18 protein-coding genes and 1 riboswitch are annotated in these 24223 nt (G+C 30.5%); of the genes, 1 reads left to right on the forward strand and 17 read right to left on the reverse strand.

Annotation, left to right across the window (positions count from 1 at the left end):
- Nucleotides 1-10: 10 nt before the first annotated feature.
- The 4 genes from H5J23_RS01485 to H5J23_RS01500 form a co-directional block, all read right to left on the reverse strand.
- The gene (locus H5J23_RS01485) at nt 11-3106 is read right to left on the reverse strand and encodes a DEAD/DEAH box helicase (RefSeq protein WP_185890613.1); all 3096 of its coding nucleotides are present in this window, start codon (nt 3104-3106) and stop codon (nt 11-13) included.
- A 109-nt stretch (nt 3107-3215) separates the two neighbouring features.
- Nucleotides 3216-4721: a GntP family permease gene (locus tag H5J23_RS01490; RefSeq protein WP_221892775.1), complete on the reverse strand. Its 1506-nt coding sequence runs from the start codon at nt 4719-4721 to the stop codon at nt 3216-3218.
- A 21-nt stretch (nt 4722-4742) separates the two neighbouring features.
- The gene (gene ilvD / locus H5J23_RS01495; protein ID WP_185890615.1) at nt 4743-6464 is read right to left on the reverse strand and encodes a dihydroxy-acid dehydratase; all 1722 of its coding nucleotides are present in this window, start codon (nt 6462-6464) and stop codon (nt 4743-4745) included.
- A gap of 128 nt (nt 6465-6592) precedes the next feature.
- Nucleotides 6593-7261: a FadR/GntR family transcriptional regulator gene (locus tag H5J23_RS01500; protein ID WP_185890617.1), complete on the reverse strand. Its 669-nt coding sequence runs from the start codon at nt 7259-7261 to the stop codon at nt 6593-6595.
- Nucleotides 7262-7435: 174 nt separating this feature from the next.
- On the opposite strand from H5J23_RS01500, the gene H5J23_RS01505 reads away from it, so the two are divergent.
- Nucleotides 7436-8512 carry a Fic family protein gene (locus tag H5J23_RS01505; RefSeq protein ID WP_185890619.1) on the forward strand — a complete coding sequence of 359 codons (1077 nt, stop codon included), beginning with the start codon at nt 7436-7438 and terminating at the stop codon, nt 8510-8512.
- 77 nt (nt 8513-8589) lie between these two features.
- On the opposite strand, the gene lysA is transcribed toward H5J23_RS01505, so the two are convergent.
- The 13 genes from lysA to H5J23_RS01570 all read right to left on the reverse strand — a co-directional run bounded on the left by lysA (nt 8590) and on the right by H5J23_RS01570 (nt 24220).
- Entirely contained in the window at nt 8590-9897 is a 1308-nt protein-coding gene (gene lysA / locus H5J23_RS01510) for a diaminopimelate decarboxylase (RefSeq protein ID WP_185890621.1), read from the reverse strand.
- Nucleotides 9894-11372: a sodium:alanine symporter family protein gene (locus H5J23_RS01515; protein ID WP_185890623.1), complete on the reverse strand. Its 1479-nt coding sequence runs from the start codon at nt 11370-11372 to the stop codon at nt 9894-9896. The genes lysA and H5J23_RS01515 overlap by 4 nt, the downstream gene beginning before the upstream one ends.
- A 106-nt stretch (nt 11373-11478) precedes the next feature.
- Nucleotides 11479-11650, reverse strand: a riboswitch (Lysine riboswitch).
- Nucleotides 11651-11722: 72 nt separating this feature from the next.
- Complete coding sequence (locus H5J23_RS01520) at nt 11723-12676, reverse strand: ketose-bisphosphate aldolase (RefSeq protein ID WP_185890625.1); 954 nt, start codon at nt 12674-12676, stop codon at nt 11723-11725.
- On the reverse strand, nt 12649-13569 hold the full coding sequence (locus H5J23_RS01525) for a carbohydrate kinase family protein (RefSeq protein ID WP_185890627.1): 921 nt from the start codon (nt 13567-13569) through the stop codon (nt 12649-12651). Before H5J23_RS01525 ends, H5J23_RS01520 begins: the two co-directional genes overlap by 28 nt.
- Before the next feature lies 1 nt (nt 13570).
- Complete coding sequence (locus tag H5J23_RS01530; RefSeq protein ID WP_185890629.1) at nt 13571-14941, reverse strand: PTS ascorbate transporter subunit IIC; 1371 nt, start codon at nt 14939-14941, stop codon at nt 13571-13573.
- Between the two features lie 24 nt (nt 14942-14965).
- Nucleotides 14966-15241, reverse strand: a complete 276-nt coding sequence (locus H5J23_RS01535; protein ID WP_185890631.1) for a PTS sugar transporter subunit IIB — start codon at nt 15239-15241, stop codon at nt 14966-14968.
- 17 nt (nt 15242-15258) lie between these two features.
- Nucleotides 15259-15681, reverse strand: a complete 423-nt coding sequence (locus H5J23_RS01540) for a PTS sugar transporter subunit IIA (RefSeq protein ID WP_185890633.1) — start codon at nt 15679-15681, stop codon at nt 15259-15261.
- 122 nt (nt 15682-15803) lie between these two features.
- Nucleotides 15804-17825: a BglG family transcription antiterminator gene (locus H5J23_RS01545; protein ID WP_185890635.1), complete on the reverse strand. Its 2022-nt coding sequence runs from the start codon at nt 17823-17825 to the stop codon at nt 15804-15806.
- A gap of 116 nt (nt 17826-17941) precedes the next feature.
- The gene (locus H5J23_RS01550) at nt 17942-19138 is read right to left on the reverse strand and encodes a dTDP-glucose 4,6-dehydratase (protein ID WP_185890637.1); all 1197 of its coding nucleotides are present in this window, start codon (nt 19136-19138) and stop codon (nt 17942-17944) included.
- The gene (rfbD, locus tag H5J23_RS01555; protein ID WP_185890639.1) at nt 19138-19992 is read right to left on the reverse strand and encodes a dTDP-4-dehydrorhamnose reductase; all 855 of its coding nucleotides are present in this window, start codon (nt 19990-19992) and stop codon (nt 19138-19140) included. The genes H5J23_RS01550 and rfbD overlap by 1 nt, the downstream gene beginning before the upstream one ends.
- Complete coding sequence (gene rfbC / locus H5J23_RS01560; protein ID WP_185890642.1) at nt 19989-20570, reverse strand: dTDP-4-dehydrorhamnose 3,5-epimerase; 582 nt, start codon at nt 20568-20570, stop codon at nt 19989-19991. Before rfbC ends, rfbD begins: the two co-directional genes overlap by 4 nt.
- 2 nt (nt 20571-20572) lie before the next feature.
- The gene (rfbA, locus tag H5J23_RS01565) at nt 20573-21439 is read right to left on the reverse strand and encodes a glucose-1-phosphate thymidylyltransferase RfbA (protein WP_185890644.1); all 867 of its coding nucleotides are present in this window, start codon (nt 21437-21439) and stop codon (nt 20573-20575) included.
- 579 nt (nt 21440-22018) lie between these two features.
- The gene (locus tag H5J23_RS01570; protein ID WP_185890646.1) at nt 22019-24220 is read right to left on the reverse strand and encodes a putative 2-aminoethylphosphonate ABC transporter permease subunit; all 2202 of its coding nucleotides are present in this window, start codon (nt 24218-24220) and stop codon (nt 22019-22021) included.
- Nucleotides 24221-24223: the final 3 nt, after the last annotated feature.

The raw sequence follows: 24223 nt of genomic DNA on the forward strand, positions 1-24223 counted from the left end.
TTTTGTGCCATTAAAATAGCTTTAATAACTCATCTCTATTCATTTTTAAAAGCTCACGCTTCTCTCCATCTAAAACTTCACTAATAACTTTAGACTTCTCATCTTTTATAAGGTTTATCTTTTCCTCAATAGTTCCCTTAGTTATAAGCCTAAATACATTTACCACATTTTTTTGTCCCATTCTATGAGCTCTATCTGTAGCTTGATTCTCTACAGATGGATTCCACCAAGGATCAAAGTGTATAACTGTGTCTGCACCTGTTAAATTCAGTCCACTTCCTCCAGCTTTAAGAGATATTACAAATATATCCCCCTCTCCACTATTGAATCTTTCAACTAAATTTAACCTTTCCTCTACCTTAGTTTTTCCATCTAAATATAAAATATTAAATTCATCTTTTAAGTGATTTTTTATTATCCCTAGCATCTCTGTAAATTGAGAGAAAAGTAGCACTCTATGCCCTCCACTTTTAGCCTCTTGAAGAAGTTCTAAAAGAGCATCTAACTTTGCACTCTCCCCTTTATAGTCCTCAATAAATAGCTTTGGATGATTACACAGTTGACGAAGCCTTGTTAAACAAGAGAGTATCTTTATAGCGTCACTACCAACAGCTTCAACCTCTCTTTTATACTTTTCCAAATATCCTAAGTATAACTTTCTTTGTTTCTCACCTAATTCAACAACAACATCCTGCTCAATTTTATCTGGAAGTTCTTGTAGTACTTCACTCTTTGTACGTCTTAATATAAATGGTCCCACAACACTTTTTAAACTTTTTAGATTATCTAAGTATCTCTTTTTAAATGTTGTGTGTTTTCCAAGATACCCTGGAAAAGCAAAGTCAAATATACTCCAAAGTTCAAGTATGTTGTTTTCAATAGGAGTTCCTGTAAGAGCTATTTTAGTTTCACCCTTTACCTCTTTTATAGCATTAGAAGTTTTTCCTAAAATGTTTTTTATATTCTGTGCTTCATCTATAATTATATTGGCAAATCCCTTTTCAAATGGCATCATTCCATATAGATCTAAATCATTTTTTAATACTCCGTAAGTAGTTATTAAAACTTCACCACTTTTTAGACTTTTAATAGCCTCTTCTCTCTCCCATTTTACACCTACACACATTTTAACTATTACACTAGGAGCGAATCTTTCAAACTCACTTTTCCAGTTATAAACTAGTGATTTTGGAGCTATAACTATACTTGGTAGCTCTCTTTTTTCCATACTTAAATACGCTATAGTTTGCAGTGTTTTTCCAAGTCCCATATCATCAGCTAAAATTCCACCAAGCCCCAGTTTTTTAAGAGTATTTAACCACTGAACTCCATATAGTTGATAATCTCTTAACATAGGAAACCTCTTTTTAATAGAGGCTTCTTCATCTTTACTGGTAATAGATTTCAGGTTATTTTCCATCTCTTTAAAGTTTTCATCTAAAACCAGATTTTTTATTCTCTTTAAAGTGGAACTTAAGAAATAACTGTAGTTCTTAGCTCTTGATATAACTCCTGCCTCTATCTCTTTTTTACTAGCCTCTGAAATATCTAAAAGGTCATTTAGTCCATCTAATTCAGAGGTATCTCCTATATCTATAATTCCACCATTTTTTAAAAGATAGTATTTTTTCTTTTCACGAACTGCAGTTAAAAATCTAACTACCTCGTCTTTATCTATTCCATCTATATTAAAACTTATATCTAAAATATCAGTTACCTTTGTTTCTACATGGTAACTAGCTGTAGTATAACTTTTATTTTTAAACTCCTCAGAGTAATACATCTCATAGTATCTCTCTAACTCTGGTATTCCCTCTACTACAAATCTATATATACTTTCAACATTTGTAATGTGATAAGCTCCATTTTCAAAGTTATTTTGATAATCTTTTAAAACATCTTTATATAACGAGTATCCCTCTAACTGGTTGCTTAAAATTATTGTTCCATCTAAGTCACCCTCATATATTCCATCATAGAATCTCTTAGTGTAAACCTTTAATCCATAGGTATTATATGAATCTATATATATTTTATCCTCGATCTTATTAGGAGTATAAACCTTTTTCTTTATATCTTCTGATAGCTCTAACTTTGCCATTTTCTGAATAGAGTTTATAACTACAGGAAGATTACTTTCACTAATTACCATAGTTTCACTTCTACTAGTTTTTTGACGAATCTTTTTATAAATCTCTATATCCTCACTTGAAACTCTGTAAAATATTGGAGTTCCATTATCTAAATGAAGAAGAGTTCTCTCTCCTCTTTGAATAAAATTAGATATATTTTTAAAGGCTAGTTCAATATCACTACCTGAGTTTTTAACATCTATCTCTAAAATCTCTTTCAAACTTCCATTTTTTAGAACTACTTGATCTCCCTCAACTAAAATATCTAAAAGTCTATCAAAACTAAATTTATTGCTTAAAATAGTTGAAATATTAAGTTCACCATAATAACTTTTTTCAAGTATCCCCTCATACTCCTTTAGAAAATCTAAAAACTTTTTCTCCCACCCTTGAAAGTAGTCTGTTGCAGGGTTATATTGATAAGATTTTCCAAAATCAAAAGATGTAAGACCATAAGCTTTTAAAAACTTCGATAACTTATTAGTTAACTTATAGTTTTTATCTTTTGTTACAATCTCTATATCTAGTTTAAAATCTATATATCCTCTTATATTTTCAATTTTAGGAATGATTTTTAAAAATATTAGATTCTTTTTCTCACCTATTGGATTTTTTAAAAAATCTAGATGAATATCTGCTTTAACTCTTTCTATACTTTCTTTTTTTAGCACTAAATTATACGCCGCCATAGCAACAGCTACTATATGTTTACAAGGTTTTATATTCTCTCTAAAATACATACAACTACAGTTAAAATCTAAAACCTCATCTTTACTAAAAATAACCTCAGTTTTATAGTTTAGGTAGTTACTTCCCTTTACTGAACCTTCAAGATTACGAACACCCTCTCCGTAATACTCCTCCTCTACACCATAAAGTTTGAAGTTCCCAGCTTTCCCTCTATTGTAATAGTCTTTCCCACGACTGTAAATTGTGTATCCAACTTCATTTTCTAATCTCTTTAAAAAATCCAATTGTACCCTCCAATTTTTTCTTTTATTTCATATTATACCATAAAATCTTTCTTTCAAAAATTTATAAAAAAAGAGGGTAGATAAATTAATATCTAACCTCGTATAAATTTTATAAAAAGAAACTTAAAATTAATGAGAATCCAAATCCACAAAGAGCTATTATAGTTTCCATTACAGTCCAAGATGCAAAAGTTTGTTTTACATCAAGTCCAAAATACTTTCCTACTAACCAGAATCCACTATCATTAACATGTGATAGTATCGTTGCTCCAGAAGCTATAGATATTACAACTAATGCTCTTCCTGGTGCTGATATATCCACAAGTTCCATTACTGGCGCTGCAATTCCAGCTGCTGTTATCATAGCTACTGTTGCTGATCCTTGAGTCACTCTAACAACACAAGCTATTAAAAATGCTAATACTAACACTGGCATACTTGAGTTTGCCATCTGCTCAGCTAAAAGTCTTCCAATTCCTGAATCTACAAGTATCTGTTTGAAAACTCCTCCAGCTCCAGTCACTAGTATAATTAATCCTATTGGTCCAAAAGCCTTATTACTTAGATTAAGTATCATATCCTTTGAGAATCCCTCTTTAGATCCTAAGAAGTAGAAAGCTATTAGTACTGAAATTGTTAAAGCTATAAATGGATTTCCAATAAATGCTAATGAATCAGATACTGGTCCGTTATTTATAATTCCACTTTTTACAAGAGTTGTAGAAACTGTATTAATTAGTATAAGTACCATTGGAACTGCTAGAACTGATAAAACCTTTCCAAATGATGGTAACTCTCTCTCCTCTTCATCCACTGAGTCTTGAATAAACTGGTTTGCATCTATATAGATTCTTTTACCAATAAATGTTCCAAATACTGGTCCTGCTAAAATAGCTGTTGGTAATCCTACTACTGCTCCTAAAAGTATTACCCATCCTAAATCTGCTCCTAAAATACTTGCAACTGCAACTGGCCCAGGTGTTGGTGGAATAAACGTATGAGTTACAGCAAGTCCTGCAAGTAGTGGTATTCCAAAATGTAAAACTGATTTTTTACACTCTTTTGCCAGTGTATAAACTAAAGGTATCAGTATGATAAACCCTACATCAAAGAATACTGGAATAGCTACTAAAAATCCTGTGGCCATAAGTGCCCATGAAGCATTCTCTTTTCCAAACTTTTTAAGAAGAGTTTTTGATAGTGCTTGAGCTCCACCAGAAGCTTCTAACATCTCACCATAAACTGCTCCAAGTCCAACTACTGTAGCAACAAATCCAAGTGTTCCTCCCATACCATTTTGAATACTCGATATAATCTTTTCAAAAGGCATTCCTGTTCCAATTCCCATTAAAGCACTACCTATCATAAGTGCTATAAAAGCTTGAATTTTAAAAACTAAAACCAATGTAAGTAAAATTATAACCCCTGTTACTGCAACTAATGTCAGTGATTCAATTGGCATAGCCACATTATCTACATTAAAATAACTTGAATAAGTCATATAATTTTTAATTAGATAAGCTATTCCTAGTAAAACTACCCCTAGTCCTACATAATCACTTAAATCTCTTCCTTTTGACATCTTCATAGAATCCTGTTTTTTTACAGCCTCCATATTTACCCTCCATGTTTTTTATTATACTTTTATATATCCACCTTTCATTGGTGAAACAGCTAACTTTGTATATACTCCTAAAACTCCCTTTGTGTACTTTGGTGCTGGCTTTTCCCACTTAGCCTTTCTCTCACAAAGTATTTTTTCTATCTCGTTTTCAGATAAGTTTTGACCATCTACTCCAACAATCTCTAACTTTCTTTTCTCTATATCTATTAAAATCAGATCGTTTTCTTCTAATAGTGCTATTGGTCCACCTTCTGATGCCTCTGGTGAAACGTGTCCAATTGCTGGTCCACGAGTTGCTCCTGAGAATCTTCCATCAGTTATAAGAGCTGTTGTTGAAGATATTCTTGGATCAGATGCTATTGCCTCTGTTGTGTAGAACATCTCTGGCATTCCTGTTCCCTTTGGTCCCTCGTATCTTATAATAACTGCGTCTCCTGGATTTATTTCACCCTTTAAAACTGCACTTATTGCTGCCTCTTCACTATCAAATGGACGAGCTTTTAAAGTTACCTTTTTCATCTCTTTTGGTAATGCCGAGTGCTTAATTACAGCTCCCTCAGGTGCTAAATTTCCTTTTAATACAGCTACTGCACCCTCCTTTTGAATAGGTGATGAGTATGGTTTTATAATATCTTCTTTTTTAAGCTCTCTTTTTACAAGCTCCTCATTGCATTTTTCATAGTAACCATTTCTTTTTAACTCCTCTAAGTTTTCACCTAAAGTTTTTCCTGTTACAGTTAAAACAGTTAAATCTAAATGCTCTTTAATCTCCTCCATTATTGCAGGTACCCCTCCTGCATAATAAAAGTACTCTCCTGGATAAAATCCACTTGGTCTTATATTTAAAAGATATGGTATTTTTCTATGTATGTCATCAAATAACTCAGCATCTAGTTCAATTCCTAACTCATTTGCTATAGTAGGAATATGTAACATTGAGTTTGTTGATCCTGCTATTGCAGCATGAACCATTATTGCATTTTTAAAAGCTGCTGGTGTTAAAATTTGTGATGGTAGTATTCCTTCATATGCTAACTCTACCGCTCTTTTTCCTGTTAACTCAGCACCTTTTATAAGATCAGGTGATGTAGCTGGCAGTAGTGCCATTCCTGGAAGTGTTAATCCTAGTGCCTCTGCCATTACTTGCATAGTTGATGCTGTTCCCATGAAAGAACATGCCCCACATGATGGACAAGCGTTGTGCTTAGCGAAATCAAACTCATCTTGTGATATCTCTTTTCTTTCAAACTTTGCACTATAAGTTCCTAACTGCTCAAGAGTTAACATCCCTGGTCCTGCTGCCATGATTCCGCCTGGCATAACAATTGATGGAATATCCATTCTTGCTAAAGCTTGTAAGTGCGCAGGAACTCCCTTGTCACAACTTGAGAAAAATACAGCTGCATCATATGGTGTTGCTCCCATCTGTATCTCAATCATATTGGCAATAAACTCTCTTGAAGCAAGAGAATAGTTCATTCCATCATGTCCTTGAGCTTGTCCATCACATATATCTGTAGCAAAAAACTTTGCAGCTTTTCCACCATTACTGTTTATAGCTTCTTGCCCTTTAAATACCAGTGTACTTAAATGAGCACTTCCTGGATGACTATCCCCATAAGTACTTTGTATTATAATTTGTGGTTTTGATAAATCCTCTTTTTTCCAACCCATTCCAATTCTTAATGGATCCATTTCTGGTGCTTTCGTTCTTATTTCTTGACTTTTCAACATAAATTATACCCTTCCTTAACTTGTTCTACATGTTTAGGATAAATATACTCTGTTTTTTTAATTTTGTCAAATAAAATGTTTTAAAAATAAAAAAAAAGCCCTTTTACAGGCTTTAAATTAATTTTTGTCTATACAACTTGTTGTACATCTTTTACAGTTCTCTCAACATGTCTTTTACAATACAGTACTGCTAACTCTTTATCTTTAGCTTTTATAGCATCTAATATCAGTTTATGTTCATCCACACCTTTTTGATATCCTAAAATATCATTTAAACTTTTTTGATGTTGAATCATAAGATTTGAAAGTATCTCACTTATTTTTATTATTATAGAGTTCTTAGTTCCCTTGGCTATTGTATTATGAAACATTGCATCATAGTATGAAAATCTCTCTCCATCCTCTTTAGTTTTCAACATGTTTTCATAGCATTCTTGTAGCTCACTAAAATCTTCAACAGCAGCATTTTCTATAAAAAGCTCTACGTTTCTAATTTCAAATCCTTTTCTAAACTCTAATATCTCCAAATAGTCACTTTTTAATATTATGCTATCCCTTAAAAATTCGTTAAAACTAAGTCCACAATCTCTTTTTTTTACAAAAGTCCCTTTCCCTTTCATCTTCTCTAAAATCCCAAGACCAACCATCTTTTCAATAGCTTCTCTCACTGAGTTTCTACTAACTTCTAACTCATTTGCTAAGGCTATTTCAGGAGTTATTCTTTCATCCTCTTTCCATTCACCATTTGTTATTTTATCTTTTAAATAGATAAAAACTTTCTCACTATTTTTTTTCATATTTTCCCCACTTAATACATTGTTTTTCTTAATTATACCATATGAAAAAAACTAGGCAAATTAAAAATAATTTAAATTATTTCAATTATGTAGATTTTTCTGAGTTATCAATCTTTTTTTATTTACTTTATTTAAATAAAATGATATTATTTAAATAAAAAGGAGATGAACTTGATGAAAAAACCATTTAATCCTCAAATGTTACCATTATCTCTAGAAAACGATATAAAATTAAAAACAATGCAAAAATTAATTGATGCAAGGTTGAAAATTAAAGAGTTCGATATTTTATTAGAAAAAAGCCCTGTTGGAGAGATTGCTTTGAATCTATTTTCTCTTAATGAATCTGTTCAGTCAACTAAAATTGAGGGAACTCAAGCTACTTTTACTGACGTTATTGAGTCAAAAGTAACAGGAGCAAAATCGGAAGATTTGCAAGAGGTGCAAAATTATATAGAAGCTCTTGAGATTGGGCAGGACCTTTTAAAAAGTATTCCTATAAGTACAAGAATGTTTCATAAACTTCATGAAGTTCTTTTAAAAAAATCTAAGGGTTCAAATAGAAGTCCTGGTGAATATAGAAAAATTCAAAATTTTATAGGTCCAAATGGTAAAATAGAAGATGCAACTTATATACCACCAGAACCACAAAATATAGATAAACTAATTGGAAATTTAGAGCACTATATAAACTCTGAGGATTGCAATACACTAGATGCTTTGCTGAAAGCTGCAATTATACATGCTCAGTTTGAAACAATACACCCTTACTTAGATGGAAACGGAAGGTTAGGAAGAGTACTTATTATGCTTTATCTATTAGAAACTAAAGTTATCTCAAAACCATCATTTTTTATAAGTGAGGAGTTGGAAAAAAACAAATTTAAATACTATACTTTATTGAATAATTTAAGAGCAGATAATCCAAATTGGTTGGATTGGATTGATTTCTTTTTAGATTCTGCAATAAAACAAGCTGATAAATATTTAGGTAAATTGAAAGCTGTTGATGAATATTATTCAAAAGCAATCAACTTTGCATCTGACAATAACATTCACATTAACTATGTTAATATTATGTTTGAGAAAATAGTTTTTACTTCAAAAGAATTTGACGGAAAAATAGATGCAAGCTATAATACCATTAATAAAAATATTAATAAGTTAGTACAAGGTAAATTTTTATATGCTGATGATAAGAAAAGAAATAAAATTTATAGAGCTTATGATTTACTAGATATATTAAGATAATGATGAATTAATTATATGTTATTGATTTAAAGTCAAGTTTTTAACGTTAAAAACTTGACTTTTTCTTTACTAAATCTTTAAATCTCCTCTAACATTAAATCGTTTCTCACTAAATCCTCATAAGTTTCTCTTTTAGAAACCAAATAACTACGTCCATTTTTTACAAAAACTACAGCTGGTTTTAAAGCTTTATTGTAGTTACTACTCATTGAGTGCCCATAGGCACCTGTACAACTAACAAGAACTAAATCCCCCTCGTCACACTTTCCTAACTTTGTATCTTTTATAATTACATCTCCTGACTCACAGCACTTTCCAGCTAAAGAGATAACTTCCTTTTTCTCCTCATCTAATCTATTAGCTACAACACTTTCGTACTTAGCATTATATAGAGCTGGTCTTATATTATCTGTCATTCCACCATCTATAAAGACATACTTCTCTCCACCAAAGGTTTTCTTCTTCCCACCCACTGTATAAAGAGTACTTCCAGCTTGAGCCACTATCGAACGCCCTGGTTCTATTGACACCTTTTCAATACTAAAGTTTTCAACCTCTAAAGTCACCTCTAAAGATTTCACAATTTTTTTCATTAATTTTTTTAGATCTACATCTGTATCCTCTTCTGTATATCTAACTCCAAACCCTCCACCAAGGTTTATCTCAGGTATTTTTATATTTAATTTTTCTGAAATCTCCTTTGTGAATTTAACCATAGTTTCTATACCTTCACAAAATGCTAACTCATCAAAAATCTGTGACCCTATGTGACAGTGAAACCCTAAGAAATTTAGCTCATCTTGAGCTACTATATCCCTTACAATCTCCACTATATCCTTATCAAAAATAGATTCTCCAAATTTAGAAGTGTGCTTTGCTGTTTTTATATACTCATGAGTGTGAGCATCTATTCCTATGTTTAATCTTAACATTACATCTATTTTTTTACCTAATCTTTTACAAACATCAGCAACTCTTTTAGCCTCAAATCTATTATCTAAAATTATACTTCCAATCTCACTTCCTACACACATCTCTAACTCTTCTAATGATTTATTATTTCCATGCATATGAATCTTTTTAGGATTAATTTTTGTAGATAAAATTGTATGTAGTTCCCCTGCTGAAACGGCGTCTATATCTAACCCCATTTTATCAACTACTTGAACCATCCCTTTTGACAGATAAGCTTTTGAAGCATAAACAATCGTTGTTTTAAATTTCTCACTATGAAATCCCTCTTTTAAAGCTGTAATTTTTTTCTCCATAAGCTCTAAATCATATATGTAAAGAGGTGTTCCATACTCCTCCTGTAGCTTCATTACCAAAACTCCACCAATCTCTAAAACTCCATTAACATCTTTCATAGTTCCTAAAAATTTCATAATAATCCCCCTTTTTCCTCATAGTCCTTTAAGGCCATTTGACTATATTTAAACCCTATTATAATTAAAGGTACGTTTATATACACCATCATGATATTTGTTAAATCACTTATTATCCAAATATTATCTAACTCTGCTCCAGACCAAACACATGCTACTCCAAAAGGTATGAAAACTAGTGAAGATATTAGTTTCATAATATTTAGGAAAACCTTGTTTCTTGATATCTCTGTTGCTGAAACCTCTATAAAGGCTATCATTCCTAAGATAGTTGAAAAAGCAAACATTCCATAGCATAGAGCAACTAAGAACTGAATAGGTTTCTCTAACATTGTTGGAGATAGTACCTTTAATGATGTTATAAAGTAACCTAATTTATCACTTCTTAAAGCCATAAAGTCAAACCCATCTAAATTCCAAACATTAGCAATTATAACTAAGAATCCAGAGATTGTACAAATTACAAAGGTATCTACAAAAACTCCAAAAGATTGAATAAACCCTTGCTCAACTGGGTGCTTTGCATCTGCTGCCGCCGCTGCCATAGTAACAGTTCCCTGTCCAGCTTCATTAGACATTAGTCCTCTTTTTATACCCTGTTGCAGTGCAATTCCCATAGCTCCTCCAAAGATAGCTTCAGGACTAAAAGCTCCCCTAAATACAGCTGTAAAAAAGTATGGAACTTTGTCTAAGTTTATTCCTATTAAAAACAGTGCTATTACAAAATATGTCACTGCCATTATTGGAACTATAAAGTCTGTAGCTAGTGCCACTCTTCTAATTCCACCAAAAATAATTATTGTTGTAACTAAGATAATCAATAAACCTATTACAATATATAAAGTATCTGTTCTAGCATAAACACTTCCTGTAACTTGACTAGCAACTGATCCAAATGCTGTAAACATATGAAATACTTGAGATGGTAGTGTAAATAGTGCATAAAAAATATATGCTACAGCTATTATAAAACCAACAACTTTACTGTTATTTAGTAATCTTCTACCATAGTAAGCTATTCCTCCAACATAATCATCTCCATTTTTTTCTTTAAAAATTTGAGAAAGAGTAGCTTCTACAAAACATGTTGCCATTCCAAAGAATGCACTAACCCACATCCAAAATAGTGCTCCAGGCCCTCCTGCTAAAACAGCACCTGTTACTCCCATTATGTTTCCTGGTCCAATTCTCGTGGCACTACTTAGTAGAAAAGAGGCCATTGGAGATATTCCAATTTTAGTTTCATTTTTTCTCTTTAAAATATCCACACTTCTTTTAAAATATCTGATCTGTACAAAATTTAGTTTCAGTGTGAAATATAGTCCACACCCTATTAGTAGTAAAATAGCCAGTGAAAACTCACCTATTATTGGGATATTTTTGTAAAACTCCAAGTTTCTTGGAAACTCCCACAGAACATCCGTTATTGGATTTAAAAAACTAAAAACATCATTTACCCTACTTAAATAACTCATATTATTTTCCCCTTTTTTCATTTTTTAATAAAAAAAAACTACCACAAAAAAGTTATGGTAGTTTTGTAAAATTTCACTATATGATATATAAGAAAATTGTTTTACAACTTTGGATAGCACAACATTAGATACCTAATGACAGTTATATAGATGTTCTCTATATCCCCAATAAAAATTTTGACGAATTTTTATTTCGGCAAATTCCCCTTTCAACTGACTTCAAAGCTTTGTCTAGCTCCATCAACTTACTCTTGTCCTCTGCAACCTCTACCTTTGTATTTTTTATTAGACACATAATATCACACAAAAAAATTTAAAGCAAATTTTTTTTATAAAATTACAACATCTCTCTATTTAAATACTCTCGTTATCTTTTCAGAATAATAGCTTTCCATAGCCTTCTTAGGTACACCTAAATACTTTTTCAAGTCCATCTCTTTAGGATTGTTTTTCATGTATTCTAAAAGTGTACTTGTAAATACCAATCTTCCATCAGTATCCACATTTATCTTTGTAACTATAGATTTAGATGCCTTTTTTAACTCTAAATCAGGGATTCCAATGGCATCTTTTATCATTCCACCATTATCTCTAAACTTTTCAATATACTCTCCAGGAACTGAAGATGACCCATGTAAAACAATTGGGAACTCTCCTAAAACCTCTCTTATATTTTCAAGAATATCCAATCTTAACTTTGGATCTTCCCCAGGTTTAAATTTGTGTGCTCCATGAGCAGTTCCAATGGCAATAGCTAGTGAATCTACACCAGTCTTTTGAACAAACTCAACTACCTCTTTAGGATTAGTAAACTTATTCTCATCAGAAGATATCTCATCCTCTATTCCAGATAGAACTCCTAACTCTCCCTCAACTGAAGCGTCGTACTCCTTCGCTAAATCAACTACCTCTCTAGTCTTTTCAATATTCTTATAAAACTCCTCGTGAGAAGCATCTATCATAACAGATGAAAAACCATAATCTAAACAATCCTTAATTAAATCATAGTCCTTACCATGATCTAAATTTAAAGCTACTCCAATGTTGCTACCTTTAGCTCTTAAATCTAAAATAGCACCCTTTACCATAAGAGGTAGAGTTTCTTTACCTATATAGTTTCTTGCTGATTCTGAAATCTGTAAAATAACATCTGAATTAGCCTCATGACAAGCATTCAGTATCGCCTTTAATTGCTCTAAGTTAGCGAAGTTAAAAGCTGGTATTGAATACCCTTTTTCATTGGCCTTTCTAAACATCTCTTTTGTATTAACTAATCCTAAATCTTGAAATCTGTACTTTGCCATTTTTCCATCCTCTCGTATACGTCTTTTAATTCAGGTATTGATTCTCTTCCACCTATTTTCTCCACAGATAGTGATGCACATACTGATGAAAACTTAATTGCCTCTGTAAAGTCATACCCTTTTCCTAAACTATAGACAAAGGCACCATGGAATATATCTCCAGCTCCTGTTGTATCAATAGCTTTTGTTTTAAAGGCAGGGAAGTTATATAACTCTCCATTTTTTCTATATATACACCCTTTTTCTCCTAAAGTTATAACTACAGTTTTTCCATTTAAATCTTCTAATTTAGAAAAAACCTCTTTATAGTTTTCCTCAGTTAATCTCTCTACTTTTGTGTAATCCCTTGCAAAATCCTCAGAACATATTAGATAGTCAACTTTCTGAGCTAACTCAACAGTTTCCTCTTTATAACTTCCTGCATCTAAAACAGTTAGAGCCTTTGGAAAAGTATCTAATGTCATTCTTGCTAACTCAATCTCATGCCCATCAAATAGTACTATCTCAGGTTGTGAAGAGTACTCTATTTTATAATCACTTGGTATTAAGTTTTTATTTCTATGATTTAATATTGTTCTACTTCCATTTGAAGTATTAGTTATAATCATACTGCAAGGTGTTGTATAGCCATCTTTAATTAGTGAGTTTTTAAGCTCCACTTGAACAGACTTTAACTCTTTAACAATTAAATCTCCATATAGATCTTTTCCTAAAGTTGTTATATAAGATGGAAACTCACCAAATTTTCCTAAAAGGTAGGCCGCATTACCAGTGGGCCCACCTCCCATTATTTTTGTTTCATCAGCTTTATATTTTCTATTTTCTATAGGATACTCGTGTAAAACGTAAGTTATATCACAAGCAGAGTGTCCTACACATAATATCTTATTCATTTTAATACTCATCCTTTGCATTTATAACTTTCACATCTTTTTTAACTATTGATGGAACGATTATAAATATAGCTAACACTAAGATTATTGCTAATATTCCTGGTGCTTTGTAAACCTCTCCAACTTTTCCAACAATGATTCCTAACACTCCAAAGTCTATATCTCCAAAAGTTGTATTTTGGAATCCAATTCCACCTAATACAGGAAGTAGTAAAGCTGGTAGGAAAGATAGGAATAAACCGTTAACAAAAGCTCCTACAATAGCTCCCTTTTTTCCACCTGTTGCGTTACCATAAATTCCCGCTGTAGCTCCACAGAAGAAGTGAGGTACTAATCCAGGTATTATTAAAACAGCTCCCATAGCTCCTAAGATTAACATACCAAGAACTCCACCTACAAATGATGATAGGAATCCAATTATAACAGCGTTAGGTGCATAAGTGAAGAACACTGCACAGTCAACAGCTGGTATAGAGTTTGGAATTACTTTTTGTGAAATTCCTTGGAAAGCTGGTATTAATTCAGCTAGTATCATTCTAACTCCGTTATAAACAATTGTTACTCCAACTGCAAAACTTAAAGCTGATATTATAGCAAATACTATATAGTTTTTTCCACCAGATAACTCTGATACATACTCAGGTCCTGCTGCAACTGCTGCAACGATGTAGAACACTAACATTGTTATTCCTGTAGATATAGTTGTATCTCTTAAGAAGTTTAATTTTTCAGGAATTTTAATGTTTTCAGTACTATCCTCTGGATTTCCAATTTTCTCTCCTATGAAAGCTGAAACATAATAACCTAAAGAACCAAAGTGTCCCATAGCTATTCCATCATCATCAGTAACTAAATCAGTATATCTCTGTCCAATTGCTGGTGAAATTGCAGACCACATTCCTAAAAGTAATCCTCCAACAAGAACAAGAACTCCACCTGTAAATCCAATCTTTGCAAGAACTGCTGAGAACATACAAGCTAAGAAGAAACTGTGGTGTCCTGTTAAGAATATATATTTAAACTTTGTAAATCTAGCTATTAATATGTTTATAATTAACCCTGCTAATAAAATAAACATAGTTTCTTTTCCTAAAACCTTTTGAGCTATTGAAACAATAGCCTCGTTATTTGGAACAACCCCTGTTATATTAAATCCCTTCTCAATCATCTTCCCTAAATAATCAAGGTTTTTAACGATAAAGTCTGCTCCCGCACCTAACATAATGAAACCTAATATTGGTTTTAAAGTTCCTACAATCAATTTATTAATTGGTTTTTTTAAAGCTACTAACCCTATAAAAGACATCAATCCTAATAAAAAAGCTGGATTTGTTAATATATCATTTCCTATTACTGCTATCAATCCTAACATAATTTATTCACCCCTCAATAATCATTATTTAACTAAAGTTAATATAGTTTCGAATACATCCTCTTTTATCTTTTTCTTATTTGTGTAACTTCTAATTGGCACAACTTTTAAGTTTGTTATTTGATCTGCTAACTCTTTTATTGTTACAACTAAGTCTACCTCTTTTCCAGAAACAGAGTTAAAATCACATGAGCTTACATCTGCAGCGATTCCCTCCTCTTGACATATCTCTTCAATTTTCATAGCACACATTAAGCTACTTCCAATACCATTTCCACATACTGTTAAAATCTTTACCATAATACTCACTCCCTCTTTTATAGATAATTTAAAATCTCTTCTTTGTTTTTAGCAAAACTCATTTTTTCAACAACCTCTTCATCATCAACTAACTGTGATAGTTTTCTTATAACCTCAATGTGAGATGAGTTATCTTTAGAAGCTAGCATAAACACTAGATTTACATTCTCTCCTAAAAAATCCACTCCATCTTTTATCAGTAGTAACGATAGCGCCGTTTGATTAACTCCATCCTCTGGTCTAGCATGAGGCATAGCTACATTATCTGTTATCACAACATAGTTTCCTAACTTCTCAATGTTTTTTATCGCTGCTTCTATGTATCGCTCTTCAATACTTTGATTTTCCAAAAGTATTTTTCCTGATTTTCTAACTGCATCTTTCCAATCTTCTACTCTTTCTAAAACATGAATATTATCTTTTAAAATACTTTTCATCATATCAGCCCTTTTGTTTTTTTTTAGTATACTGTAATTATATAAGGAACACTTATTAAAATAAAGAGGCTATTTTTTTCATTTTTTCAAAAAAAAACTAGTCTCTAAAAAAGAGACTAGTCAGTTTATCTATTTAATATTTTTATAAAATCTTCCTGTTTTTTAATTCTTTTTATATCCTGTAAAAAACTCTCCTCATTTGATAAATCCACTAATTTTATAAAAGTTTCTAGGTGATCGTTGTTATTTTTAGATGAAAACATAATAAGAGTAGATATTTTCTCATTTGTTGGAAGCAAAACTGGAGTTTTTAAAGTCATTACTGAGAAACCAGTTTCAAATACGTCTCCCTTAGTTCTAGCATGAGGGAATAGAGTTTCTGTTCCTAAAACCATATATGAACCAAACTCCTCTATAGATTTTATAGAGTTTTCAATATAACTCTCCTTTATAATCCTATCTTTTAAAAGTGGTTGGCCAACTTTTCTTATGGCCTCTTTCCAATCTTTAGCCTCTTGGTTTATTAAAATTCTCTCTCCTATGTAGTCAAAAATTGTATTCTTTTCTTGAAAAAAATCGTCTATTAAGTACTCATCAAAACTATTTTTCAAGTTATTTCTTAACTCTTTCTCATCAAAACCTTTACAACTTTCCTTAACAACCTCTATTAATTTAGTCATAGATATTTTTTTTGAGCTTTTGTGAACACCTATTGCTTCTATTTTTCTTTTATCTTCCTCTGTTAAAATAGGATTTAGTTTTAAAACTACTCTATCTTCTAAATCTCCTTTTACATCCACAGTTGTTAAAATAAGATCTATATCATTTTTAGAGATTACTTTATCTATTAGATACTCTGGAATTATATCTACAATTTCTAGATGATAGTATTGATTTAGTTGTTGAGCTAAAAGTTTAGATGTTCCGTAACCTGACCCACAAACTAAAACTACTCTTTTCTTTTTACTTTTCACTTTATTTCTATCTATTGCAGCTTTAAAGTGGATAACTAAAAAGGATATTTCGTCCTCTGTAAAGGTAAGATTCATCCTATCCTCTATCTTTTTTAAAACTGCTTTTGTTATATTAAAGTAGTTTGGATAACTCTCTAAAACTTCTTTATATATTGAGTTTTCCAACTCTATTTTATTTTTTATTCTATATATTGTAGGTTTTATATGATTTAATAACCCCTCTAATAAAAGTTTATCCTCAGTGATATTCTCCTTTATATAGCTATTAAAGTCTAATATCATCTCTTTTAACATAACCTCTATTTCTACCCAGTTATCATAGTATGAGTAGTTTAGATTGTATGTATTACTTCCTAAAAAGTAATCTGTTATTTTTAAATACTCTTTTTCATGAAGTTCAATCTCATACCACTCTTCAAGTATAGATGAAGCTTTTTTTATGCATCTATACTCTTTTGTTTCTGATAAAAACTTCTCATTTTTTATCTCATTTAATCTATAACCTCTCATGTTCATATATAAGCCTATTCTTAAATAGTTTATTATTATTTTATAGGCTTCATCAGAAATTATTATATTCATTAACTTTTGACAATAGTTTATAAATCTTTTTATTCCATCTTTTTCTATTTTTTCAAAAAAGTTTTCTTTTAAATAATCCTTTAAGAAAATATAGTTACTTTTAGAGATATTATTTAATAGCTTTAAAAAAGCCATTCTTATATTTTCCTCTTTTCCATCTAGCTCTAGACCTTTTTTAGGTTTAATATTCAGTACTAGTCCATAGCTATCTAAAAAACTTTTTACCTCTTTAAAGTGTGTCTTAACTGTTGTTGGACTTATATCTAACTCTATTCCAACTGATTTTTGATTTATCTCTCTATTTAGGAATATATTTAATAGTATATACATCTCTCTTTCTTGAATAGACAGTGAGTGTGTACTATTTTTTTTGATGTTTTCAAATACTATTTCCCAACTACTATATTTTAAACACCCTTTTTCAATTACTATTTTAGGTTGGTTATTTTCCTCTAAAAACTCATTTAGTTTTTCTAACTCATAACGCAAACTTCTTTCTGATATGCTGAACTGTTGACTGATTTTACTCAAATGAAACTCATTTTTATCTAACATATACTGAAATATTTCTACTAATTGAGATGCTTTCATATTTCCCCCATTTTCTCCCACTTATTCATTTACTAATGATTATAGTATAACAAAATTTTGTGTAATTTGAATAGAAAAAAGAAAAACCAGACTAATTTTATAGTCTGGTTTCATATTTATCTATTATTATACATCTCTTCATAATACTTTTGATAATCTCCAGAGGCTACTTCCTCTACCCATCCTTGATTATCTAAATACCATCTAATAGTTGCCTCTATTCCCTCTGTAAATGGTGTTTCAGGATACCATCCAAGTTCAGTTACTATCTTAGTTGGATCAATGGCATAACGGGCATCATGCCCTAATCTATCTTGTACATAAGTTATCAGATCATAATTTATGTTAGCTAAATCAGTACTTAAAACCTCTTGATATTTTGGTTCCTCTTTCATAATTCTAGCTATCGTATCTATAGTAAGTTTTACTATATTGATATTTTGTTCCTCATTAAATCCACCAATATTATAGATTTCATGTGCCTTAGCATTAGATATTACCATATCTATACCTTTACAGTGATCCATTACATATAACCAGTCACGGACATTATCTCCCTTTCCATATACAGGAAGTTTCTTTCCAGCTAAGATGTTTTTAATAATTAGCGGAATTAACTTCTCTGGGAAGTGATATGGTCCATAGTTATTTGAACATCTTGTTATATTAAATGGAAACTTATATGTTTCTCCATATGCCATAACTATCATATCAGATGCTGTTTTAGATGCTGAATATGGACTTCTTGGATCTAGAGGAGTATTTTCTGTAAACATCTTCTCTCCATAAGTTTGAAGATTAGTTCTTCCAGTTGCAATTTTTGCCACTGCTTCATCTAAAATAAGTTCTCTTGGAATATCCCAGTCTTTACTTAAACTTCCATATACTTCATCTGTTGAAACATGATGGAATTTTTTCCCCTCTTTATAGATTGGATATCCGTTGGAATCTTTGCGCACTGTCCAGAAAGTTTTAGCAACTTCCATTAGACTCTGTGTTCCAAGTATATTTGTCTCTAAAAAAATCTGAGGGTTTTCAATACTTCTATCTACATGACTTTCTGCTGCAAAGTTTACAACATAATCTATATCATGTTGCATAAATATGTTTTCAACTAGTTCTCTATTACAAATATCTCCTTTAACAAAAGAAACTCTAGAGTCTTTTAACTCCTCTCTAATAGTTCCAAGGTTTCCAGCATAAGTTAGTTTATCTAGTACAACTAGCTTTATATCCTCATGCTTTTCTAACATATATTTAACAAAGTTTGCACCAATAAATCCTGCTCCACCTGTTACTAAGTAAGTTTTCATTACAGTTCCCCCTTCTCTCTCATTTCGTTTAGGAATCTATCTATTCCACTTTTCCAAGTTGGAATTTTTTCTCCTATAACTACCTCTAATTTACTACTATCAAGCTTTGAATATTCAGCTCTTTTAGCTGGCAATACAAAATCACTACTTTTAGCTCTATTTAGAGTTCCTTTCCATCCAATAGACTCTAAAACATATTTTGCTTGATCATATTTTGAAGCTACGCCACTATTACTTAGGTGATATAACCCATATTTTTTAGTTTCTAGTAGTTTTAAAGAGTATAGTGCCAAATCATACGAATACGTAGGAACAGAGATTTGATCATCAACTATTCCTAGAGTATCTCTAGATTTGCTCCAATTTATAACTTGTCTATTAAAATTATTGTTAGCTATTCCAAATACCCATGATGTTCTTATTACAAAACTGCACTCATAAGCCTCTAATACTAATTTTTCTCCCTCAGCCTTAGCTTCTGAATACACAGAAAGTGGCGCAGGAGTATCCTCTTCTGTGTATGGAGTTTTTTTACTTCCATCAAAAACAAAGTCTGTAGAGTATGTTATATAATCTGCTCCAATCTCTTTAGCCACTAATGCTAAATCTCTTGGTGCTGCAGCGTTTAGCTGCCAACACATTTCTACCTCTTCCTCAGCTTTATCTACATTATTGTAGGCAGCACAATTTATAATAAGATTTATATTTTTATCTTTTACAAACTCTCTCACTGCATCTATATCTGTAATATCTAATTCTTTATAGTCAGTACCTATAAAATCTAAATTTCTTTCTTTAAATATTCTTTGAAAATCATGTCCTAATTGACCATTAGCTCCAGTAATTAGTATCATCCTATTACCACACCACTTTCCACGAACTCTTGCAGTGTTTGTTGTTTCTTATCTTTATCAGAAAGCAAAATTGCTTCTGCTGATAATCCATATTTTTCAAAATTCCAATCTATTCCTATTTCAGAGTCATTCCATAATACTCCCGAATCAAACTCTGGAGCGTAATAATCTGTACATTTATATTGAAACTCTGTATTATCCTCTAATGTTAAGAATCCATGAGCAAACCCAGGTGGAATATAAAACATCTTTTTATTATCAGCACTTAATTCTACTAAGTAGTGCTTTCCAAAAGTAGGACTATCTTTTCTAAGATCCACTGCTACATCTAAAACTGCTCCAGCTGTAACTCTAACTAGCTTTCCTTGAATATGTTTTGTCTGGAAATGTAACCCTCTTAATACACCTTTTTTAGATTTAGAGTGATTATCTTGAACAAATTCAACATCCATTCCAATTGTGAAGAAGTCTTTCTTAGAGTAACTCTCCATAAAAAATCCTCTGTTATCTCCAAATACAGTTGGCTCTATTACTATTAAATCTTTTATTCCTGTTTCAACTCTTTTAAATTTACCCATTGTTACTCCTTTATTAAATTCATTAGATATTTACCATAATCTGATTTTAATAAGGGCTTTGCTAATTCCTCTACCTTTTCTGCTGATATCCATCCATTTCCATAGGCAATCTCTTCTAAACAAGCTACCATTACTCCTTGTCTGCTTTGAATTGTCTTTACAAAGTTAGCTGCTTCCAAAAGTCCATCATGAGTTCCTGTATCTAGCCACGCCATTCCTCTACCTAAACTTAATACATTTAGTGTTCCTTCATTTAGATACATCTCATTCAGTGTTGTTATCTCTAATTCTCCTCTATGAGATGGTTTAACAGCTTTAGCTTTTTCTACAACACTATTATCATAAAAATATAGTCCTGGAATTGCAAAGTTAGATTTTGGTATTTCTGGTTTTTCCTCTAAAGATATAGCTTTACCATTACTATCAAATTCAACTACACCAAAAGATTTAGGATCATTTACATAATATCCAAATATTGTAGCTCCAGTTTCTCTTTTTGCTGCTTCTTTAACTATTCCTGTAAGTCCATGACCATAAAACATATTATCTCCAAGAACTAATGCACAAGAATCATTCCCAATAAAATTTTCTCCAATAATAAAAGCTTCTGCAAGGCCATTTGGATGTTCTTGGATTGTATACTCTATTTTAAGACCTAAGTTACTTCCGTTACCTAATAATTCTTCAAATGTTCCAATATCTCTAGGAGTAGATATCACTAAAATATCCTTAATTCCTGCTAACATAAGAACAGATAGTGGATAATAAATAAGTGGTTTATCATAGATAGGTGTAATTTGCTTACTTATTGCTTTTGTTACAGGATAAAGTCTAGTTCCTGATCCTCCTGCTAATATAATTCCTTTCATAATTTCTCTCCTTTTGAATATTCGATTACATATTCTACTGTAATTTTAACATCTTCCTTCTAATACATATTCTGCCCTACATACAGTATTATTCACATAAATTTACCAAATATTTTTAATACTACTTTATCAAACAACTCAAAATTTCTTATTTTGTAACTTTTAAATATTCATTAATTCAGCTTTACTAACTAGATTATATCCAATTCCAGTCTAGTTAGTCTTAAAAAATCTTTAAAATTCTCTATCTAATTCTCTTTCTTCATCTGTTATTGGTATCGACTTATCTTACCACTTTTTCTGTAAATTTCTTTGATATTTATTAGATTCTACAACTACTAAATTTTTTATCACAAAATAATTTCATAAAATAAAAATAACCATGAAGAATTCATGGTTGTTTTTTATAAACTAAGTTAGTGCCCTCCATAAGATGTTTTCCTAGAGAGTTGCTCAGTTTTAAAAGTTATTTATCTAACTTTTATTATATGTTATTTCCTCTAGATAGACAATCATAATTCCTTTTCTAATTGATGACTCTTGAATTTCATAATTAATAAATAAAAATAATTCACTTCTTTATATTTTAAATATATGAGGACTCATTTCATCTTTCCAACTTGGATCTGGTTGGTTATAATTTTCCCCATATATTTCTATTAATCGTTTCGTTGAATTTCTAGGAATTCTTGTTTCTATTCCCATAAACCTAACTTCTTCTAAGGTTGAATTACTTAACTTATATCCCATAATTTCATCATCATTATTTTTATAATAAGTAAAAACTTTATCTTCCAATCTTTCAAATAAAAATATCTCTACTTCTATTTCTTTATAAAGATACTTTAAATATTTTAAGCTATCCTCTAATCTTAAACTATCTACTCTTTTAAAGCCTTTGCTTTCAATTTCAACTAAGAAATCAGCAGTTATTTCATCTTTCATAATTCCAATATCAAAGTTAACATCATGACCTATAAAATTATTATCTCTAACTTTTCCTAAAAGAGTTCCAAATTCTAACCAATATTTAACTTTTGTTTCATTAGAAACCCCATTTAATATTTCAAGAATCTCTCTTCCATCTATTAATAGCTTTTCAGCTTTTTTCTCTCTTTCTATCTTATCTTTTCTTACATTTTTGTATCTCATATCTTTTATGTATTTTACCAAAGTTTTAAAACAAAGTTTAAAACATATATTTATAATTATAATCATAATCGCAATAGCAGAAGCTGCACTTATATCTCCTGAATCACTTTTACTAATCATCATAACTGAAATTAATCTAGTGTCTGTTGTATATAAAAATATAACAGCTGATATTGTTATCATTGAATTAATAAAATAATATGAAAAACTTTCTAGTAAAGCCTCTAATGAAAGTGGAACTATAACTTTATAAACCGTTTTATACCATGAAACTCCCATTAAATCCGATATTACTTCGTATTCCTTGTCTAGTTTTTTTAAATTACTTGTTATTGTTAAAAATGGAGTTGCAAAAAAATGAATTATATTTGCTATTATTAATATTCCAAATGTTCCATATAAAAAGTTTAGTGGATTATTTTTTGAGTTAAAGAAAAATATATACGCTAAACCTATTGTTAATCCTGGTATTGCATTAGGTAAAATTGATAAAAAATATGCAACCTTTCTTAAAATTTTATTTTCTTTTTCTCTTTCAATAAAGTAAGCTATGTTAAAACAAATAACTGTTCCTAGAATTGCTGTAAATACTGAAACAAAAATTGAGTTTAATAGTATTGTCCAAACACTTTCCCCCATAATAGTAAAATTATAAGATTTTGTTGTCAGTGACATATTATATGGCCAATTTTTTACTAAAGAAGATAATAATATAACTCCTAAAAAAACTAAATTAATTATTATTATCCCATAATTAAAAATAGTATAAAAAACATCTCTTTTTTTATTTTCTTTTATCAGATACTTTGTTGCTCTTGTGTCAATTTTAATTTGTTTTTTTTGAAAAATCAAATCTACGCAAAATGCTATAATTGCAGGTATTAATAAAATTATTCCTATTGTTGCTCCCATAGACATGTTTTGTTGACCTATAACTTGTTTAAAAATATCTGTTGCTAAAACATTAAAATTTCCTCCAATAACTTTTGGAGCTCCAAAATCTGTAAAACTCAATGTAAAAGCTGTAAAAATTCCAGTTATTAAACTATATTTTATATTTGGAATTGTTATTGTAAAAAATTGCTTTATTTTTCCTATTCCCATTAACTCAGCTACTTCATAAGTTCTATAATCTTCTACTTTAAAACCTAAAGAATACATCAAAAATAATACTGGAAATATAAATATAATTTCAGCTAATATAATTCCTAAAAAACCATAGATTTCTAGATTAATACCTAAATATCTTGTAACTAATCCTTGTCTTCCAAATATATAAATTAATCCAATTCCATGAGTCATTGTTGGTGAAAATAATGGTAGTAATACTAAAACTTCTAAAAATCTTTTTCCTCTTATTTTACTTCTATTTAATCCATATGCAAAAAGTAAAGCAATAATAGTTGTTATAAGTGTAACAACTACTGCTACTTTAAAACTATTTATTAAAGAACTAAAACTATTAGGATTATTTATATACTCACTAAAATTTTGCATTCCTATATAAATATTATCCTTACTATAAAATGCTTTTATAAACAATGTTCCTAGCGGGAAAATAATTCCAATACATAAGAATATAATTCCAAATAGTATTAGAAGGTATTTTAAAATTTGTTCTTTCTTCATTAA

Source organism: Cetobacterium sp. 2G large (assembly GCF_014250655.1).
GTDB classification, from domain to species: domain Bacteria; phylum Fusobacteriota; class Fusobacteriia; order Fusobacteriales; family Fusobacteriaceae; genus Cetobacterium_A; species Cetobacterium_A somerae.

Bases quoted from the DNA above. Each gene is read 5' to 3' on its own strand.
- H5J23_RS01535 (WP_185890631.1), bottom strand. From the start codon at position 15,241: ATGGTAAAGATTTTAACAGTATGTGGAAATGGTATTGGAAGTAGCTTA.
- rfbA (WP_185890644.1), bottom strand. From the start codon at position 21,439: ATGAAAGGAATTATATTAGCAGGAGGATCAGGAACTAGACTTTATCCT.
- H5J23_RS01570 (WP_185890646.1), bottom strand. From the start codon at position 24,220: ATGAAGAAAGAACAAATTTTAAAATACCTTCTAATACTATTTGGAATT.
- H5J23_RS01545 (WP_185890635.1), bottom strand. From the start codon at position 17,825: ATGAAAGCATCTCAATTAGTAGAAATATTTCAGTATATGTTAGATAAA.
- ilvD (WP_185890615.1), bottom strand. From the start codon at position 6,464: ATGTTGAAAAGTCAAGAAATAAGAACGAAAGCACCAGAAATGGATCCA.
- H5J23_RS01540 (WP_185890633.1), bottom strand. From the start codon at position 15,681: ATGATGAAAAGTATTTTAAAAGATAATATTCATGTTTTAGAAAGAGTA.
- rfbC (WP_185890642.1), bottom strand. From the start codon at position 20,570: ATGGGTAAATTTAAAAGAGTTGAAACAGGAATAAAAGATTTAATAGTA.
- H5J23_RS01500 (WP_185890617.1), bottom strand. From the start codon at position 7,261: ATGAAAAAAAATAGTGAGAAAGTTTTTATCTATTTAAAAGATAAAATA.
- H5J23_RS01530 (WP_185890629.1), bottom strand. From the start codon at position 14,941: ATGTTAGGATTGATAGCAGTAATAGGAAATGATATATTAACAAATCCA.
- H5J23_RS01520 (WP_185890625.1), bottom strand. From the start codon at position 12,676: ATGGCAAAGTACAGATTTCAAGATTTAGGATTAGTTAATACAAAAGAG.
- H5J23_RS01490 (WP_221892775.1), bottom strand. From the start codon at position 4,721: ATGGAGGCTGTAAAAAAACAGGATTCTATGAAGATGTCAAAAGGAAGA.
- rfbD (WP_185890639.1), bottom strand. From the start codon at position 19,992: ATGATACTAATTACTGGAGCTAATGGTCAATTAGGACATGATTTTCAA.
- H5J23_RS01505 (WP_185890619.1), top strand. From the start codon at position 7,436: ATGAAAAAACCATTTAATCCTCAAATGTTACCATTATCTCTAGAAAAC.
- H5J23_RS01525 (WP_185890627.1), bottom strand. From the start codon at position 13,569: ATGAATAAGATATTATGTGTAGGACACTCTGCTTGTGATATAACTTAC.
- H5J23_RS01515 (WP_185890623.1), bottom strand. From the start codon at position 11,372: ATGAGTTATTTAAGTAGGGTAAATGATGTTTTTAGTTTTTTAAATCCA.
- lysA (WP_185890621.1), bottom strand. From the start codon at position 9,897: ATGAAATTTTTAGGAACTATGAAAGATGTTAATGGAGTTTTAGAGATT.
- H5J23_RS01550 (WP_185890637.1), bottom strand. From the start codon at position 19,138: ATGAAAACTTACTTAGTAACAGGTGGAGCAGGATTTATTGGTGCAAAC.